Genomic DNA, 16,778 nt, shown 5'->3' on the forward strand with positions numbered 1-16,778 from the left:
CCCCCCCCCCCCCCCCCCCCCCCCCCCCCCCCCCCCCCCCCCCCCCCCCCCCCCCCCCCCCCCCCCCCCCCCCCCGCAGCCAAGACGTGCCGCACAGCAGCCTTACGGGAAAAGCGATGTCTGAACTTTTACAGTTTCTGTTGTCAGGGGTGACGGTGGGCGCGGTTTACGCGCTGGTCGCCCTTGGCTTTACCATCATCTTCAACGCCTCGGACGTGGTGAATTTCGCCCAAGGGGAATTTGTCATGCTGGGGGGGATGATCACCGTCTTCACCTATGCCGCCGGGCTGCCGCTGCCGCTGGCGGCGCTGATCGCGGTGGCGGTGACCGCCGCTGTCGGCGTGGCGCTGAACAAGCTGGCCATCGAACCCGCGCGCGGTGCGCCGGTGGTGTCGCTGATCATCATCACCATCGGGGCCTCGATCTTTTTGCGCGGGCTGGCGCAGGTGATCTTTGGCAAACAGATCCACCGCTTTCCCGCCTTTTCCGGCGATGACCCCATCCGCGTCATGGGCGCGACCATCCTGCCGCAAAGCCTGTGGGTGATCGCGGGGGGGCTGGCGGTGTTCGGGGTGCTGTATGTGTTCTTCACCCGCACCCTGACCGGCAAGGCCGTGCTGGCGACCAGCAATAACCGCGTCGCCGCACAGCTGGTGGGCATCAACACCAACTGGGTAATGACGCTGTCCTTCGCGCTGTCGGCGGGCATCGGGGCGCTGGCCGGGGTGCTGGTGACGCCGATCACGCTGACCAGCTATGACGTCGGGATCGCGCTGGCGCTGAAGGGCTTTGCCGCGGCCATGCTTGGCGGCATGGGCAAACCCGCGGGGGCGCTGGCGGGCGGGCTGATCCTTGGCCTGCTTGAGGCGCTGACGGCGGGCTATCTCAGCAGTCAGTACAAGGACGCGGCGGCCTTTGTCGTCATTCTGGCGGTGCTGTTCGTCATGCCGCAGGGCCTGTTCGGCGCCAAGACCACGGATCGGGTGTGACCATGCGGATAACTGCGAAACAAGCCACGCTTGGCGTGCTGGCGGTGCTGGTGCTGCTGACGCCGTTCTTCTTTCCGTCCAGCTTTTATTACCGCGTGGGCGCGCTGATCTTCATCAACGGTCTGGCCGTCACCGGGATGGTGATCCTGATCGGCTATGCCGGGCAGATCAGCCTTGGCCATGCGGGGTTTGCCGGGATCGGGGCATACAGCTGTGCGCTGATGCCGGTGCATTTCGGCCTGCACCCGGCGCTGGCCGCCGTGGCGGGCGCGGCGATTTCGGCCGCGATCGCCTGGCTGGTGGGGCGCCCGATCCTGCGGCTGAAGGGCTATTACCTTGGGGTGGCGACGCTGGGGTTCGGCATCCTTGTCTATATGGTGCTGACCAATGAAACCGCGCTGACCGGCGGCCCGGATGGCATGGCCGTCCCCGATATCGGCCTGCGCGGGCTGCTGAAGGATATGGGCCTGAACATCAAGAACACCCAGTTCTGGTATTACTTCTGCGGCCTGTTCCTGATCCTTGGGGCATGGCTGGCGCTGAACCTGTATGACAGCCCGACGGGCCGCGCCCTGCGCGCGCTGCACGGGTCCGAGGTCGCGGCCCGCACCGTGGGCGTCGATGTCGCGCGTTACAAGCTGAAAGCCTTTGTGATTTCGGCGGTTTACGCATCGGTTGCCGGGTCGCTGCTGGCGCTGCAAAACAAATTCATCACCCCCGATGTCGCGGGCTATATGCACTCGGTCGAGATGGTGACCATGGCGGTGCTTGGCGGCGCGGCCAGCGTGATCGGCGCCATCCTTGGTGCCGGTATCCTGACGCTGCTGCCGCAGGTGCTGACCGTGTTCGCGGAATACGAACAGCTGGTGCTGGGTCTGGTGATGATGCTGGTGATGATCTTCATGCCCTCGGGGCTGTTGCCGTCGATCATCCGCCTGCTGAGGGGGAAAGACGAATGACCAAACTTTTGTCAGTCGAGGGGCTGGGGATCAGCTTTGGCGGTTTGCGCGCCGTCAATGACGTCACCTTCGGGGTCGAGCCGGGCGAAATCGTGTCCGTCATCGGCCCGAACGGTGCCGGCAAGACCACGCTGTTCAACATGATATCCGGGGTCTATACCCCCAGCGCCGGCAAGGTGGCCCTGTCGGGCGAGGACGTGACCGCGATGCGGCCCGACCTGCTGGCCCGGCGCGGCATGTCGCGGACCTTCCAGAACCTTCAGGTGTTCCAGAACATGACCGTGCTGGACAATGTGATCGCCGGGTTCCACCTGACCGAATCGGGCGGGCTGCTGGCCGATATGCTGTCGCTGCCCGCCTCGCGCCGCCGCGCCCGCGTGGCCCGCGATGCCGCGATGGGGCTGCTGGACCGGGTGGGGCTGGACCGCGCCGCCGGGGTCGAGGCCGCGAACCTGTCCTATGGCAAGCTGAAACGGCTGGAAATCGCCCGCGCGCTGGCGATGAACCCGCGCGTGCTGTTGCTGGACGAACCGGCGGCGGGCTGTAACGCCGTCGAGACCGAGGAAATCGACCATCTGATCGCACAGGTCGCCGCCGATGGCGTGGCGATCCTGCTGGTCGAACATGACATGAAGATGGTGATGCGCATTTCCAATCACATCGTGGTGCTGGATCACGGCGAAAAGATCGCCGAGGGCGACCCCGCCACCGTCAGCCGCAACCCGGCGGTGATCGCCGCCTATCTGGGATCGGAGGCCGCCCATGCTTGAGGTCAGTCAACTGCGCTCGCGCTATGGCCGTATCGAGGTGCTGCACGGCGTGGACCTGAACGTCCAGTCCGGCGAGATCGTGACCGTTGTCGGCGCGAATGGCGCGGGCAAGACCACGCTGCTGCGCTGTATTTCCGGCATCCAGCCGGTATCGGGCGGCCAGATCGCCTTTCGCGGCGACACCATCACCACCGTGCCCGCCCATCGCCGCCTGAGGCGCGGCATCGCGCAATCGCCCGAGGGGCGGCAGATCTTTACCAACCTGACGGTCGAGGAAAACCTGCGCCTTGGCGCGTTTCTGTTCAGCGACGACCGGGTGGAAAAGGACATGGACGACGCGTTCCAGATGTTCCCCATCCTGCGCGAGAAACGCAATCTGGCGGCGGGCGGCCTGTCGGGCGGCCAGCAACAGATGCTGGCGATTGCCCGCGCGCTGATGGGGCGGCCCTCGTTCCTGCTGCTGGATGAACCGTCCATGGGTCTGGCGCCGATTCTGGTGCAACAGATCTTTGACGTGGTCAGCGGGCTGAAGGCGCTGAACGTCACCGTGCTGCTGGTCGAACAAAACGCCTTCGGGGCCTTGAAGATCGCGGACCGGGGCTATGTGATGGAAACCGGCCGCATCACCATGGACGGCGCGGCCACCGACCTGATCGCGGACCCCCGCATCCGCGAAGCCTATCTGGGGATTTGACATGACCGACACACCCGTTTCCATCGCCCGCGACGGCGATATTGCCATCGTTACCGTGAACAACCCGCCGGTGAACGCGCTGGGTCAGGCCGTGCGTCAGGGGCTGTGGGATGCTGTTGCCACGCTGGACGCCGATGACAGCCTGCGCGCCGTGGTGCTGACCTGCGCGGGCCGCACCTTCATTGCCGGGGCCGATGTGCGCGAATTCGGCAAGCCCCCGGTCGAACCGCACCTGCCCGATGTCGTCGCCCGGATCGAGGGCGCGGCAAAGCCATGGTGCGCCGCCATCCACGGCAGCGCCCTTGGCGGCGGGTTCGAGGTCGCCATGGGCTGTCGCTGGCGCGTGGCGCTGGACACGGCGCAGATCGGCCTGCCCGAGGTGAGCCTTGGCATCATCCCCGGTGCCTCGGGGACGGTGCGCACGCCGCGTCTGGCCGGGGTGCCGGCGGCGGTCGATCTGGTGACATCGGGCAAGCCGGTGCGCGCCGCCAAGGCACAGCAGATGGGGCTGATCGACGCGGTGATCGACGGCGACCTGACCGCCGCTGCGGTCGCGTTTCTGCGCGCTGCCCTGACCCGCGACCTGCCGCCGCCCGCCAGCCAGCGCCCGATCAGCGCCCCGGATGCCGGGTTCTGGGATCAGGCCCGCGAACAGGTCGCCAAATCGGCCAAGGGCGCCGCGGCGCCGCTGGCGGCGCTGGACCAGATCCGATTTGCCGCCGAACATGATTTCGACGACGCCATGGCCCGCGAACGCCAGACCTTCATCACCCTGCGCGACAGCGATCAGGCCGCCGCCCTGCGCCGGATCTTCTTTGCCGAACGCGCCGCGACCCGGCCCGACAGCATCAGGGGCGTCACCCCGCGCCCGATCACCCGCGTCGGCGTGATCGGCGGCGGCACGATGGGGGCGGGCATCACCGCCGCGCTGCGCGATGCCGGGCTGCCGGTGGTGCTGATCGAACGCGACGATGACGCGCTGGCCCGTGGCATGGCCAACCTGACCGCCATTTTCGACGGCGGCCTGAAACGCGGCAAACTGACCGCCACCAGCCATGCCGAGCGTCTGGCCGGTGTCACCCCCAGCACCGATTACGCCGCGCTGGCCGATGCCGATCTGGTGATCGAGGCGGTGTTCGAGGATCTTGCCGTCAAGCGTGCAGTCTTTGCCGAACTGGCCAGGGTCTGTCGCCCCGATGCCGTGCTGGCGACCAATACCAGCTATCTGGACCCGCGCGCCATTGCGGATGGCGTGACCGGGCCGGAACGGGTGATCGGGCTGCATTTCTTCAGCCCTGCCAATATCATGAAATTGCTGGAAATCGTCCCCACCCCCGACACCGCGCCGGATGTTCTGGCCACCGCTTTCGCGCTGGCGGCGCGGTTGAAAAAGATGCCGGTTCAGGCGGGGATCTGTGACGGGTTTATCGGGAACCGCATCCTCAAACGCTATCGCAACGCGGCCGAATCGCTGCTGCGCGAGGGGGTGGCCGTGGCAGAAATCGACGGTGCCATGCGCGATTTCGGCATGGCGATGGGCCCGTTCCAGATGACCGATCTTGCGGGCCTCGACATCGGCTATCTTCAGCGCAATGCCGCCCGCGAACGCGGCGAGGACGTGCCCCCCGCGCTGGCCGACCTGCTGGTCGAGGCCGGGCGCAAGGGGCAGAAAACCGGCGGCGGCTGGTATGACTATGCCGAGGGCGACCGCAAGCCGCGTCCATCTGCGGCGGTGGCCGATCTGCTGGCGCCGCATGTCGCCGCGCCCAACCCGATGCCCCGCGACCAGATCGCGGCGCGGCTGGTGGACGAAATGGCCGCCGAAGGGCAGGCCATTCTGGACGAAGGCATTGCCGCCAGCGCCACCGATATCGACCTGGTAAAGATCCACGGCTATGGCTTTCCGCGCTGGCGCGGCGGGCCGATGTTCGTGGCTGGCAAGGGCTGATCGGCCTGCCGCAGCCATCGGAGACGGGGCCAGTTATGGCACCGGACCCCGGCACGGCGTGGGCGGACAATGGGTGAAACCCGCGTCCTGCGGCGGGTGGCGCCCTGTTCCCTGCGCCGGGGATCTGGCGTTGGTGCCTGCGCGCGGGGCAGATAGGTGACGCGCGGGGCGGGCGGGCGATGGGTGACGCGCGGCGCGCGATACTCGACAAACGCGGTGCGGCGCGACACAATTGCGCCGCATCGCAGATAACCGCCGGGGACCGATTTGCGCACCATCGTGACCGCCATGCGCAATGAAGGCCCGTTCATTCTGGAATGGCTGGCCTATCACCGCCTGATCGGATTTACCGATTTTCTGGTGTTTTCAAATGATTGCGAGGACGGCACCGATGCCATGCTGGACCGGCTGGCGGAAATGCGGCTGCTGTGCCATCTGCCGAACCCGCGATCAGGGCGCAAAACCGTCCAGTGGAAGGCGCTGAACCGGGCTGGAAATCACCCGCTGGTCAAACGCGCCGACTGGGTGCTGGTCAGCGATGTCGACGAATTTCTGTGCATCCATGCCGGGGCCGGTCATCTGGACGATTTATTCGCGGCCTGCCCCGGTGCCAGCGGCTTTGCCCTGCCATGGCGGATGTTCGGCAATGCCGGGGTGATGGGGTTTCGCGACGCGCCGGTCATCGGCCAGTTCGTGCATTGCGCCCCCGAATCGCTGATCTGGCCGTGGCGCGCGGTCCAGTTCAAGTCGCTGTTCCGCCCGTCCCCCGCGCTTGGCAAGCTGGGGGTGCACAGCCCGCAAAAGGCGCTGCGACCCGGCACGGTCGCGGGCTGGGTCGATGGCAATGGCGCCCCGATGCGGCCCAACCCCGGCACCATGCAGCCGCTGACCGGGCCTCGATACGGGCTGGCACAGATCAACCATTACGCGCTGGGATCGGCGGAAAGCTTTCTGGTCAAGGCCGCCCGTGGCCGCCCAAACCGCAGCGATGACCCCATCGACCTGACCTATTGGACCGAACGCAACCTGTGCGACCGGACCGACCGCCGCATCCTGCGCCATGCCGACGCGGTCACCCAACAGATCGACGACTGGCTTGGCGACCCGCAACTGGCGGCGCTGCATCAGGGCGCGGTGGCGTGGCGGCAACAGCGCATTGCCGATCTGCGCGCCAGTCAGGCCGGGTTCGACCTGTTCGCGGCCATTGCCAGCGCCGGGCCGACCCATGTCATGCCAATGCCAGACCAGATCGCGCTGTTGCGGGAACTGGTGGCGCTGAACCACCGGCTGGCGGATGCGGCCCGCGACCGGTCAGCCACCCCGTCCAGCGATCAGCCCGCCACACCGTAATAGTCGCGGAACCAGTCGACATAAGCCGCCACCCCCGCCCGCACACCGGTTTGCGGGGCATAACCCGTCAGCCGCCGCAACAGCGTGGTGTCGGCCCATGTCGCGGGCACATCGCCGGGCTGGATAGGCAGCATGTCCCTGATCGCCTGACGCCCTGCCGCGGCCTCGATTGCGGCAATGAAATCCAGCAGCTGCACCGATTCGCCATTCCCGATATTGACCACCCGCCACGGCGCCACCGGCGACAGGCTGTCCCCGGCCTCGGGTCCGTTGTCGGGCCGCACCGGCACCGCGTCCATCAACAGCCGGATGCCGCGCACCAGATCGGTGACAAAGGTGAAATCGCGGCGCATATCGCCGTGGTTGAAGACCTTGATCGGCCGCCCTTCGAAAATGGCGCTGGTGAACAGATAGGGCGCCATATCGGGCCGCCCCCAGGGGCCATAGACGGTGAAAAAGCGGAACATGGTGATCGGCAGGCCGAACAGATGGGCATAGGAATGCGCCATCGCCTCGTTCGCCTTCTTGGTCGCCGCATAATAGGACATCTGCGTGTCGACCTTGTCTGTCTCGCGATAGGGCATGTCGGTATTCGCCCCATAGACCGAGCTGGTCGACGCCATCAGCAGATGCGCCGGCGGATGGGCGCGCGCGGCCTGAAGCAGTTCGAACGTGCCCATCAGGTTCGACTGGGTATAGGCGCGCGGATTGTCGATGGAATAGCGCACCCCCGCCTGCGCGGCCAGATGCACCACGGCATCGGGGCGGTGGGTCGCGAACAGGTCCATCAGCAGGCCCGCATCCTCGACCCCGCCGCGAATGCCGGTATAGGCGGCGTGGCGGCGCAGCATATCCTCGCGCGCGGTTTTCAGCGCCGGGTCGTAATAATCATTGTGATTATCCAGCCCGATAACGGTGAACCCCTCGTCCAGCAAAAGCTGTGACAGGTGAAAGCCGATGAATCCCGCCGCACCGGTGACCAGAACCGTTTTTGTCATCAATCCACCCCGAACAGATCGCGCGTGAACACCTTGTCCGCGACATCGCGGATGTCGTCGGTCAGGCGGTTGGCCAGGATCAGGTCGCTTTCGGTCTTGAACGCCTCAAGGTCCCGCACCACGCGGCTTTTGAAGAAATCGTCGTCTTTCAGCACCGGCTCATAAACGATGCATTCAATGCCCTTGGCCTTGATCCGCTTCATGATGCCCTGGATCGAGCTGTCGCGGAAATTGTCCGACCCGGCCTTCATCACCAGCCGGTGCACGCCCACCACGCGCGGATTGCGGGCGATGATCTGATCAGCGATGAAATCCTTGCGGGTGCGGTTCGATTCCACGATCGCGGCAATCAGGTTTTGCGGCACCTGATCGTAATTGGCCAGCAATTGCTTGGTATCCTTGGGCAGGCAATAGCCGCCATAGCCAAAGGACGGGTTGTTGTAATGCCCGCCGATGCGCGGGTCCAGGCTGACCCCCTGAATGATTTCGCGCGTGTTCAGCCCGCGCGCCATGGCATAGCTGTCCAATTCGTTGAAATAGGCCACGCGCATGGCAAGGAAAGTGTTGGAAAACAGCTTGATCGCCTCGGCCTCGACGGGGTTGGTGAACAGGACGGGCATGTCCTTGTCCAGCGCGCCCTGAACCAGCAATTCAGCAAAGCGATGCGCCGCAGGCCCGTGATCGCCCACCACAATGCGCGAGGGGTGCAGGTTGTCATACAGCGCCCGCCCTTCGCGCAAAAACTCGGGCGAGAAGATGATCCCGTCCCAGCCCACCTGCTGACGCAGCCCAAGGGTATAGCCGACGGGAATGGTCGATTTGATCACGATCACCGCATCCGGGGCGTGCTGGCGGGCCAGCGCCACCACCGCCTCGACGCTGGAGGTGTCGAAATGGTTGCTGCGGCTGTCGTAATTGGTCGGCGTCGCAACCACCACGAAACCGGCCCCGGCAAAGGCCGCCGCGGCATCGGTGGTGGCGGTCAGGTCCAGCGGGCGTTCGGCCAGAAAACTGCTGATCTCGGCATCCTCGATCGGAGAGATGCGGTCATTGACCTGCGCCACCCGCCCGGCATCGATATCCAGCGCGCAAACGCTGTTATGCTGCGCCAACAGCACCGCATTCGACAGCCCGACATAGCCCAAACCTGCAACGGCGATCTTCATCTGGGTTCCTTCCTGATCCGGCCTTCGCGGGGCGCTGCTGCGTCATGATGGGCCTGACATCGGCGCCAGATCACGGATCGCGGCCACGGCACCGCACGACAATAGCCACAACCGCTTGCTAGTAAAACATAAGCATTTTGAAAATCGGCTTTTTCGGCAAATCCCTGCTTTTGACGTAAAACTTTTACGCATCACGGGCAGATTATGCACGAACAGGCGCCTGTTTCCAAAAGCGTCCCCCAGACCCGCAACATGAAAGCCCGACCGATGTTTGATCATATCCGCAACGGCATGGCCAGCCTGCTGCGCCCCCGCGCCCCCCGTCCTGCTGCCCTCCCCGCATCCAGACCCCTGCCCCACAGCGGATCAGGCAGTGCCAGCGGACGCGATGGCGGGCCGGACCGGGCGACGGGCCGTGCCGGGTCAGGATCGGTCGACGGAATGCGGGACGCGGCGCAAGGCACCGTTGATGGTGCCCGCATCCGCGACGGCATCGACAAACTGAACAGCGCGGGTGATTCGGCCTTTCTGCGCATGACCCCCGAAGCCAAGGTTCAGGGCAGCCTGCGCGTTGGCAAGGTTGGCGTGAAAAGCCAGCTTGGCAGTCAGCTTACCGTCATCCGCGACAGCGACGCCCCGGACAGCAGCTATACCGTGCGTTATGACAAACAGTCGCTTCTGGCCGCCACCGGTGAGGTCGGCACCGACGCGCTGGGTCGTGGCAAGGCCGCCGCGACGGCAGGCAGCAAAAGCGTCGGGGCCAACCTGAAGGCCGAGGCCGGGGCGCAGGGCTTTGACGTTGTCGAGATGAAATTCGACAATAAGGAAGACGCCATTCGCGCGACGCAGGCCCTGCAGCGCCTGCAACAGGCCGATATGCTGGACGATTCGATGGATCTGGCGGCCAGCGGCCTGACGCCCGGCCTGCCGGGATTTGGTCCAAAACCCTCGACCATTTCGGGCGGGGGTGACAACCCGGCGGCCAACCCGCTGAACAAGGATGGCGCGCCCGGTCGCATCAGTGAAAGCGTCGCCGGGGTTGACCGGGGCGATATGGATTTCCTGCGCGACCATATCAGTGCCTATGAAACCACCATCGGCAGCCGCGCCCGGCTGGCCGCCGAGGTCAAGGGCGACCTGAAATTGCTTGATGGCGCGCTTGAGGGGCGTCTGGACGGCACCCAGCGCATTACCCGCCGGGTCGAGATGCCGACCGCCGATGCCGATGGCCGGGTGACCTATTCGGTCAGCGGCGGCCTGCGCCTGTCGGCCAAGGAACGCGCCAATCGCGGGGCCGGCAACCTTGGGAAAAAGTTCAGCCTGCCCGACGTGACCAACGCTGCGGGCAAAACCGGTGTCCCCGGTGGCCTGACCCTGAAGGCCGATAACCGGCTGGAACTGGGACAGGCCAGCGTCACGGCCAGCTTGCATTATACCCTGCCCAAAGGGACCACGCCGACGACCTCGGGCGGGGGGAGGCCGGTGCCGGAACGCGATGCCTTGTCGGGCGATACACCGATGCAGCTGGACGCGGTGACGCTGGAAAACCGGCTGGAATACCGCACGCAGGGTCTGACCGACCTGTCGCGTGGTGACAGCGCCGTTGTCACCGAAAAACTGACCGCCGATAACCCGCAGGGCCTGAAGGACGCAGCGGGTCAGTTCTTCAGCGGCGATTTCAAGGGGGCCGCGGAAACCGCCGATGCGCGCCTTGATCTTGGGCTGAAAACCATCGACCGCAGCGGCGTTGACGTTCAGCCGGGGTTCAAGCTGGACGCGGTGGTGGGCGATGTTGAAGGCTCGGTCATTCTGGCCAGCGGCGTCAATGATGTGACCGGCAGCAAGACGATCACCATCCAGCCCGGCAAGGATGCCGTGCCCGGCACGACCGACACGCATCTGCCCCCGGCACCGCTGGACGATGGCAAGACCTTTGCCGTCCAGCCTTATGTCGGTGCCCATATCCGCCATGACCCGCAGGGCGACAGCGCGGGCGTCATCCAAAGTGGCAGCTTCCTGCGCGACGCCGGGGGCCGCCGGACCGATGCCGAGGGCCATGAATGGATGCAGGTCAGCGGCACCGACCGCGACGATGCCCCGGTCACCGGCTGGATGCGGGCGGACCTGCTGACGCAGCATTCATCCGCCACCGGCGCAATGGACGATCAGGGCCGCATTAACCCCACCGCCGAACATAACCGCATGGACAAGATCACCGTGCAGCAGGATGACAACCTGTGGAACCTGGCCCGTGAACATGGCTGGGATTACGACGCGACCGTCGCGGCCAACCGCGATCACCTGCAAAACCCCTCGCTGATCTTCAAGGGCGATACGGTTTATGTGCCGGGCAGCGCGCGTGGACCCAAGCCGGAACAGGTCACAACCCCCGGCACCCCGGCCACGCCCTCGGTCCAGACCGAATCGTCGGGCGATACCGGGTCGGTCATACCCGGCCTGTCAGGTTCGGCATCCGGCGATCCTGCCGCATCCGGCACCGGCACGCCGCCTGCCACGGGTTCTGGTCCGGCCCCGACCCTGTCACCCGCGACCCCGGCCAGCGGGCCGGCACAGCCCCGGCCCACCAGCCCGGCGACACCCCCCGTCGCACCGCAGGGGACAACCCCGGCAAATGCCCCGGCCCAACCCGGCCCCGTCCCCGGTCGGCCCGATCTGGGGGGCATCCTGCGCGATTTTCAGGTCAATGCCGACCGACAGACCCGCGACTGGCAGCCCGACACGGTGAACGGCTTTACCGAGGGTTTGGTGAATGCGGGTGATTTCGTGATGCGCCAACTGCCGGGCGATCATGACCTTGAGGGGGCCAAAGACGCCATCGCCAAGCTGAAGCGCAGCGCCATGCCCGCCGCCGAGGCCGACATGCTGGACCAGTTGGGTCCGATGGAACAGCTGCGTTGGGCCAAAATGACCAAGGACACGATGGATCAGGCCCCCGGTGCCATCGACAAGCCCGCAGGCTTTACCGGAAACAGCGGCCACTGGCAGAATGACGGCCATGTCGATGCCTATCGCCACGCCTTGTGGAATGCCCGCATGACCCGCGCCTTTGGTGAGGGCTGGACCCGCAACTATGCCACCGGTCACGAGATGATCGCGGCCAACCCCGCCCAACGCGAGGCGATGGATCTGTATAACAACAGCATCGGTCGCCAGATCGCGGTGGATAACCCCCACGCCTCGGATGCTGACCTGCAACGGCTGGTCAGGCAGGCGCTGGACAAGGGCGATCTGGTGGTGATCGACCGCAATCTGGAACTGGCATGGTCAGATCAGGTTGCCGTGGGCGCCCATGGTTTCGTCCCCCACAACGCCGCCGAAGCCGCCGGCAACCCGGCAATGGCCCCCGATGCCATCGACACGGCCAGCGGCTGGTAACCTGACAAAAGCGAACACAAATGAACACGATCCTGAAAACAACGGCCCTGATCGCCATGACCCTGCTGACCACCCCTGCCCTTGCGGCCAGTGACTTTGACCCCGCCGTTTGGGAATCGGTTGCCGATGATCCCGATGCCAGCGACCCGCGCTTTGACATGATCGACGCGGCGATTGCGGCGGTGCCCCCCGGCACGCCCCGCGACAAGGTGCGCCAGACCTTGGGCGCCCCGGACGAGGATTACGGCACGGAATGGGTCTATTACGCCGGGACCACACTGTTTGGCGGCGAATATATCCTGCTGGTACTGGCGTTCGAGGGCGATGATCTGGTCCGCGCCGAACGGGTCGAGCACAGCGAAACCTATGTCCCGCCCCAATCCCGCGACAAGATGCAACCCGCCGGTTAAGCGCGGGCTGAGGGGGCGGAACCCGCGACACGGTCGCGGGCCAGACCGCGCCGCCAAGGGCGGCCAGCCGGATCGGCCTGTCTGTGCGTGACTGGCAAAACGGGTTATCTGCGGCAGGCCGGACCGCGCACCCGTCCCGGCCAGCCCGGCAGGGTCGCGCGGCTGCCCTTCAATAGCCCTGCGTCATATAGCGATAGCTTTCCCAGCTGTGCATTTCGCCGGTCATGGCCGACCAGTTGTTCAGCCGCATCAGCTGGTTGGTCGCCGCCCCCAGCGCCGCCATTCCCGCCGCACCGTTATTGCCCTGCGCCATCAGCGCGGCCAGCGGTTCCAGCATCGGCCCCGCAAACACCCCCGAGGCAGTGAATTTCAGCAGATCCGGGCTGGCCTGACGTTCGGCGGCGCTGACCGGCAGGTCGACCGCGGCGATCCAGAACATCATTTCGGGGCTGCCGGTGATCTTGCGCACCAACGCGGCGGGCGGCGGGGCGTCGTTTTCCACCACCCCGGTGGCCAGATCGCGCTCGGCCGGGGTCAGCCGGTCCCAGGCGGCGGTAACGCCCTCGGCCCATGCGGCCAGCCGGGTGGGCAGCACGCGGTTGACGGGCTTGTCCGCCTGCGCCGCCCAATAGGCCATCAGCGGCCCCGGATCGGCAGGCTGGCCCGCCAGCTTTTTCAGCCGCACATAGCCCGCGACATCGCTTTCGGCCAGCCCGCTGCCGGGGACCAGTTCGGCACGCATGGGATCGGCCTGTTGCCATGCCGCGACCAATGGTTCCTGCGGCCCATCGCCCGCCATATCGGCCAGCGTCCACAGCATGTCGCGCAACAGATCATGGGCCAGCGCGCGGCTGGCCGGGCGTTCGGCACCGCTGGCCAGACCCGCGCCCTGCGCAATCGCGGCTGGCAGGCGGGTTTGCAGATCGGGGCGGTCAGCCAGCCCGTCGATCATCGCGGTCAGCCGGGTTTCGGCCTGTGCGGCATCGAACGGCGCGCCCATCTGTGCATAAACCGGTGCCAGCGCCCGCGCGACCTGTTCCGGCGTCACCGCCGCAGCCCCGGCCGCCCGCGCCGCGCCCGGCGCCGTCAGCGCCAGTGCCAGCGTCAGGGCGACCCCAACCGGCCCGCCGGGGGTGATAAAACGGAAATGCGGATCGGGGGAAAAAGCGGTCATGCCGGGCCTGTGAAGCTGAAGCGAAGCTGGTCGCACCAAGGCTGGCAATGCCGCATGACAGCCCCGTGACACCCCCGGCTGAACCGCACGGATCGGTGCTTTTCCGCCGATCCGAACGATTCACCGAAACGACTCGGCATTGTCACCCGAGTGTCAAGAATCTGCGGTTCAGTCCCCGCAGGTGAACGACCATGACCGACCCTGACCGCGCCGCGGGCGCAGCCCTTCTGCGCGCCACGCGACGCCATCCCGGCAGCTTGCTGCGGGGGCTGGCCGTTTTGGTGCTGACGGGGATGGGTCTGGTTGCCTTGCCTGCGCGGGCGCAGCCCGTGGACCGTTTTGTTCTGGACCAGCCGTTCCCCTATGCGGCCAAGGATGTGACCCTGACGACCATGCTGCACGAGATGGCACAGAAAACCCAGGTTCCGGTCATCCCCGCGCAGGGGCTGGCCGGGCGTGGCGATCTGGACAACAGCGGCGGCAGCCTGCGCAATGCGCTGGACAGGCTTGGCGCGCAGGGGCTGGCGCTGTGGTGGTTCGACGGCGCCGCCGTGCATGTCGAACCGCCCGAGGCCCTGACCAGCCGCCTGATCGCGCTGCAAGGCGTGACAATGGCGGATCTGCGCGGCCAGCTGCGCACGCTGGGGCTGGACGATCCGCGCTGGCCGCTGATCGGCGGCACCGATGCGCAAATGGTGCGGCTGGTGGCGCCGCAGGGCTATGTCCAGGCAGTAGAGGCCGTGATCGCGGCCTTGGTGCAGGCGCAGGCCAGCCGCGACGCCGCCGGCCTGCCGGTGATCATCCGTGGCCCCGGTCGCGGACGGGCGGCGGCGGCCCCCGTGATGAACGTCCCCCAGACGCACATGCCCGTGACGAACGCCGCGCCCCGACAGACCGCCAGCCCCACGGCACAACCCGCCGCGCCGCAACCGGCGCCCCCGGCATCCGGCGCGCGCAGCGGTGCAATTCACTGATGAAAGGACCAGCCATGACCCGCCAACCGGCCTGTGACGACCAGATCGACGACCTGCACCTGATGATGGCTGCGGCCATTTTGTGCGGTCAGCGCGGGGTGGACGCGGCGCTGATGCCGATCTTTGACACATGGGCCGATCATTACCCCGACGATGCGCTGGCCAATATCGGGCGCGGGCTGTTCATGATCGGCCATGGCAACCCCGAGGCGGGCGTGGCCATCATCGCGGACGCTGCGGATCAGGCCACCACCCGCGCCGATCAGGCGCGCGAGGTTCTGGCCTCGCTGCGCGCCGATCTGCCGGAACTGGCGGGTTAAGGGGGCGACGGTGATGCAACTGGACCGGGCCGATATGAAATTGCTGATTGAGGCGGGCTATTCCGGGGTGATGCGCGGCATCGACACCGACCTGACCCCGATCTTTCAGGCCATCGCAGACTGGATGCCGCAATATGCGGCGGGCCAGATCGGGCTGGCGCTGCAAACCATGGTCAGCGGCGACTTTGCCGGGGCCGACCGGATGCTTAGCGCCATCATCGCCTCGGATCTGGAAGGCCGGGCCGAGGCACAGGCCATTCTGGCCATGTGCAAGACGCTGCAACATCACCACGAAGATGCCCGCAAACTGGCGCAAGGGCTGGAGGGGGGCGACAGCCACGCCGCCGCCTTTGCCGAAGCGCTGGTCAGCGAGGACACAGAGACCACGCAAGGCAATCAGGGACTTGCGATGGAGGCCGCGACGACGCCCGTGCGTCACGGCGATTCAGGTCAAGCGGGCGATTTCAATGGCATGGAGAAATGAATATGGGACTGTTTAGCGGAATCGGCAAAGCCCTTGGTGGCATTGGCAAGGTGTTCAGCGGCCTCGGTCAGGTGGCCAAGGCGCTGGGTGGCATCATGAACTCGCCGCTTGGCGGGCTGCTCAAGATGGCGTTCCCGCCGCTGGGGCTGGCCTCGGGCTTTCTGAACTTTGCCGGCATGATGGGTAACCTGGCCGGTGGTATCGGCGGGGGTCAGAACTACTGATCCCGGCGGCGGGGGGCGGCCCCGGTCGCCAGCAACGCCAGCCGCCTTCCCCGCATCCGCCACATCACGCAGGCGCGCGACCGGCCAGCCCGGACCGCAACGCCACACGACCACGACCACGACCACGACCACGACGGCATCGGCGCACAGACACAGCGCCGCGACATCACGAAACCAACCCGCAGCGCCATCCGGCCCTGCACCACCAAACCAGACACGGATTTCCGGCCCATGACCGCCCGCCACGCCCCTTCCCGGACCGACCCCCAGCGCGCGCAGATCGCCGCCGCGCTGCGGGCGATCCTGCGTCGCCGGATGGCGCGCGCGGCGGGGCGCCGGTCACTGGCCAACCCCTTCCGCCGCCTTGCCGCGGCGGTCGCACATGCCCCGCGCATGTGCAAACTGGCCCGGCCTGACCAGCCGGGGCAACGCCCCCTGACCTTCGACATGCCATTCGGACCATTCAGCCTGCCCGCGCTTGGCCTTGGCCTTGCCGGTGGCGGCGGCGGCGGTCCCGGATGGCGCGCGATGGTCACGCAAGGCTTTCCCCCGGCACAGGAGACGACGACATGGTAACCTCGGTCACGGCAATGGCGAATGCGGCCCCCCTGCCCGTCGCGCAAGGCGATGCGGGCGGCCCGGCCCTCAGCGATCTGGCGCAGCGGGCCCTGACGGGTCTGGGGCAAATGCACAGCGATTTCGCCGCCAGCGCGCAGGCGATGCAGGCACAGACCGCAGCCCCCGCCGGATCGCCCGCCAGCGCCGGCAGTGATCTGTCGCTGGTTCAGCATATGCAGGCGGTTCAGGACAGCTATCGCACGGCGATTCAGGTCCAGCACCAGATCATGCAGTTTTCCATGGCGACCTCGATCTCGCAAAGCCTTGGCAACAACCTCAACAGCTTTCTGAAAGGTGCCTGACG

17 protein-coding genes are annotated in these 16,778 nt (G+C 66.5%); 14 read left to right on the forward strand and 3 right to left on the reverse strand.

Annotated features, from left to right (window positions below):
• Nucleotides 1-116: 116 nt before the first annotated feature.
• The 6 genes from ACFXP9_RS12745 to ACFXP9_RS12770 all read left to right on the forward strand — a co-directional run bounded on the left by ACFXP9_RS12745 (nt 117) and on the right by ACFXP9_RS12770 (nt 6,710).
• Nucleotides 117-989, forward strand: coding sequence for a branched-chain amino acid ABC transporter permease (locus ACFXP9_RS12745; protein WP_397208936.1), 873 nt, complete (start codon nt 117-119; stop codon nt 987-989).
• Nucleotides 990-991: 2 nt separating this feature from the next.
• Complete coding sequence (locus tag ACFXP9_RS12750) at nt 992-1,948, forward strand: branched-chain amino acid ABC transporter permease (RefSeq protein WP_397208935.1); 957 nt, start codon at nt 992-994, stop codon at nt 1,946-1,948.
• Nucleotides 1,945-2,718 (forward strand): ABC transporter ATP-binding protein, encoded by a 774-nt coding sequence (locus tag ACFXP9_RS12755; protein WP_397208934.1) that lies wholly within the window; start codon nt 1,945-1,947, stop codon nt 2,716-2,718. Before ACFXP9_RS12750 ends, ACFXP9_RS12755 begins: the two co-directional genes overlap by 4 nt.
• Complete coding sequence (locus tag ACFXP9_RS12760) at nt 2,711-3,412, forward strand: ABC transporter ATP-binding protein (protein WP_397208933.1); 702 nt, start codon at nt 2,711-2,713, stop codon at nt 3,410-3,412. The genes ACFXP9_RS12755 and ACFXP9_RS12760 overlap by 8 nt, the downstream gene beginning before the upstream one ends.
• 1 nt (nt 3,413) lies before the next feature.
• A complete protein-coding gene (locus ACFXP9_RS12765; protein ID WP_397208932.1) occupies nt 3,414-5,360 on the forward strand; it encodes a 3-hydroxyacyl-CoA dehydrogenase NAD-binding domain-containing protein in 1,947 nt (648 codons plus the stop codon).
• A 267-nt stretch (nt 5,361-5,627) separates the two neighbouring features.
• The gene (locus tag ACFXP9_RS12770; RefSeq protein WP_397208931.1) at nt 5,628-6,710 is read left to right on the forward strand and encodes a glycosyltransferase family 2 protein; all 1,083 of its coding nucleotides are present in this window, start codon (nt 5,628-5,630) and stop codon (nt 6,708-6,710) included.
• Here the strand turns inward: ACFXP9_RS12770 and ACFXP9_RS12775 are convergent.
• Both ACFXP9_RS12775 and ACFXP9_RS12780 read right to left on the reverse strand, forming a co-directional pair.
• On the reverse strand, nt 6,692-7,708 hold the full coding sequence (locus ACFXP9_RS12775; RefSeq protein ID WP_397208930.1) for an NAD-dependent epimerase/dehydratase family protein: 1,017 nt from the start codon (nt 7,706-7,708) through the stop codon (nt 6,692-6,694). The two genes, ACFXP9_RS12770 and ACFXP9_RS12775, sit on opposite strands and share 19 nt — an antisense overlap.
• Nucleotides 7,708-8,874 (reverse strand): nucleotide sugar dehydrogenase, encoded by a 1,167-nt coding sequence (locus tag ACFXP9_RS12780; RefSeq protein ID WP_397208929.1) that lies wholly within the window; start codon nt 8,872-8,874, stop codon nt 7,708-7,710. Before ACFXP9_RS12780 ends, ACFXP9_RS12775 begins: the two co-directional genes overlap by 1 nt.
• Nucleotides 8,875-9,141: 267 nt before the next feature.
• On the opposite strand from ACFXP9_RS12780, the gene ACFXP9_RS12785 reads away from it, so the two are divergent.
• Nucleotides 9,142-12,270 carry a DUF6973 domain-containing protein gene (locus ACFXP9_RS12785; RefSeq protein ID WP_397208928.1) on the forward strand — a complete coding sequence of 1,043 codons (3,129 nt, stop codon included), beginning with the start codon at nt 9,142-9,144 and terminating at the stop codon, nt 12,268-12,270.
• Between the two features lie 20 nt (nt 12,271-12,290).
• Nucleotides 12,291-12,680, forward strand: coding sequence for a hypothetical protein (locus tag ACFXP9_RS12790; protein ID WP_397208927.1), 390 nt, complete (start codon nt 12,291-12,293; stop codon nt 12,678-12,680).
• Between the two features lie 169 nt (nt 12,681-12,849).
• Here ACFXP9_RS12790 and ACFXP9_RS12795 read toward each other — a convergent pair whose 3' ends face one another.
• Nucleotides 12,850-13,854 carry a hypothetical protein gene (locus ACFXP9_RS12795; RefSeq protein WP_397208926.1) on the reverse strand — a complete coding sequence of 335 codons (1,005 nt, stop codon included), beginning with the start codon at nt 13,852-13,854 and terminating at the stop codon, nt 12,850-12,852.
• A 191-nt stretch (nt 13,855-14,045) separates the two neighbouring features.
• On the opposite strand from ACFXP9_RS12795, the gene ACFXP9_RS12800 reads away from it, so the two are divergent.
• The 6 genes from ACFXP9_RS12800 (at nt 14,046) to ACFXP9_RS12825 (ending at nt 16,776) form a co-directional block, all read left to right on the forward strand.
• Entirely contained in the window at nt 14,046-14,828 is a 783-nt protein-coding gene (locus tag ACFXP9_RS12800; RefSeq protein WP_397208925.1) for a hypothetical protein, read from the forward strand.
• Between the two features lie 14 nt (nt 14,829-14,842).
• Nucleotides 14,843-15,148, forward strand: a complete 306-nt coding sequence (locus ACFXP9_RS12805; protein ID WP_397208924.1) for a hypothetical protein — start codon at nt 14,843-14,845, stop codon at nt 15,146-15,148.
• 10 nt (nt 15,149-15,158) lie between these two features.
• Nucleotides 15,159-15,632, forward strand: coding sequence for a hypothetical protein (locus ACFXP9_RS12810; protein ID WP_397208923.1), 474 nt, complete (start codon nt 15,159-15,161; stop codon nt 15,630-15,632).
• A gap of 2 nt (nt 15,633-15,634) precedes the next feature.
• Complete coding sequence (locus tag ACFXP9_RS12815; protein ID WP_397208922.1) at nt 15,635-15,856, forward strand: hypothetical protein; 222 nt, start codon at nt 15,635-15,637, stop codon at nt 15,854-15,856.
• A gap of 231 nt (nt 15,857-16,087) precedes the next feature.
• Nucleotides 16,088-16,432 carry a hypothetical protein gene (locus tag ACFXP9_RS12820; protein ID WP_397208921.1) on the forward strand — a complete coding sequence of 115 codons (345 nt, stop codon included), beginning with the start codon at nt 16,088-16,090 and terminating at the stop codon, nt 16,430-16,432.
• Nucleotides 16,426-16,776: a hypothetical protein gene (locus tag ACFXP9_RS12825; RefSeq protein ID WP_397208920.1), complete on the forward strand. Its 351-nt coding sequence runs from the start codon at nt 16,426-16,428 to the stop codon at nt 16,774-16,776. The genes ACFXP9_RS12820 and ACFXP9_RS12825 overlap by 7 nt, the downstream gene beginning before the upstream one ends.
• Nucleotides 16,777-16,778 lie beyond the last annotated feature (2 nt).

Origin of the sequence: Paracoccus jiaweipingae, from assembly GCF_044335505.1 — a bacterium.
Taxonomy (GTDB): Bacteria; Pseudomonadota; Alphaproteobacteria; order Rhodobacterales; family Rhodobacteraceae; genus Paracoccus.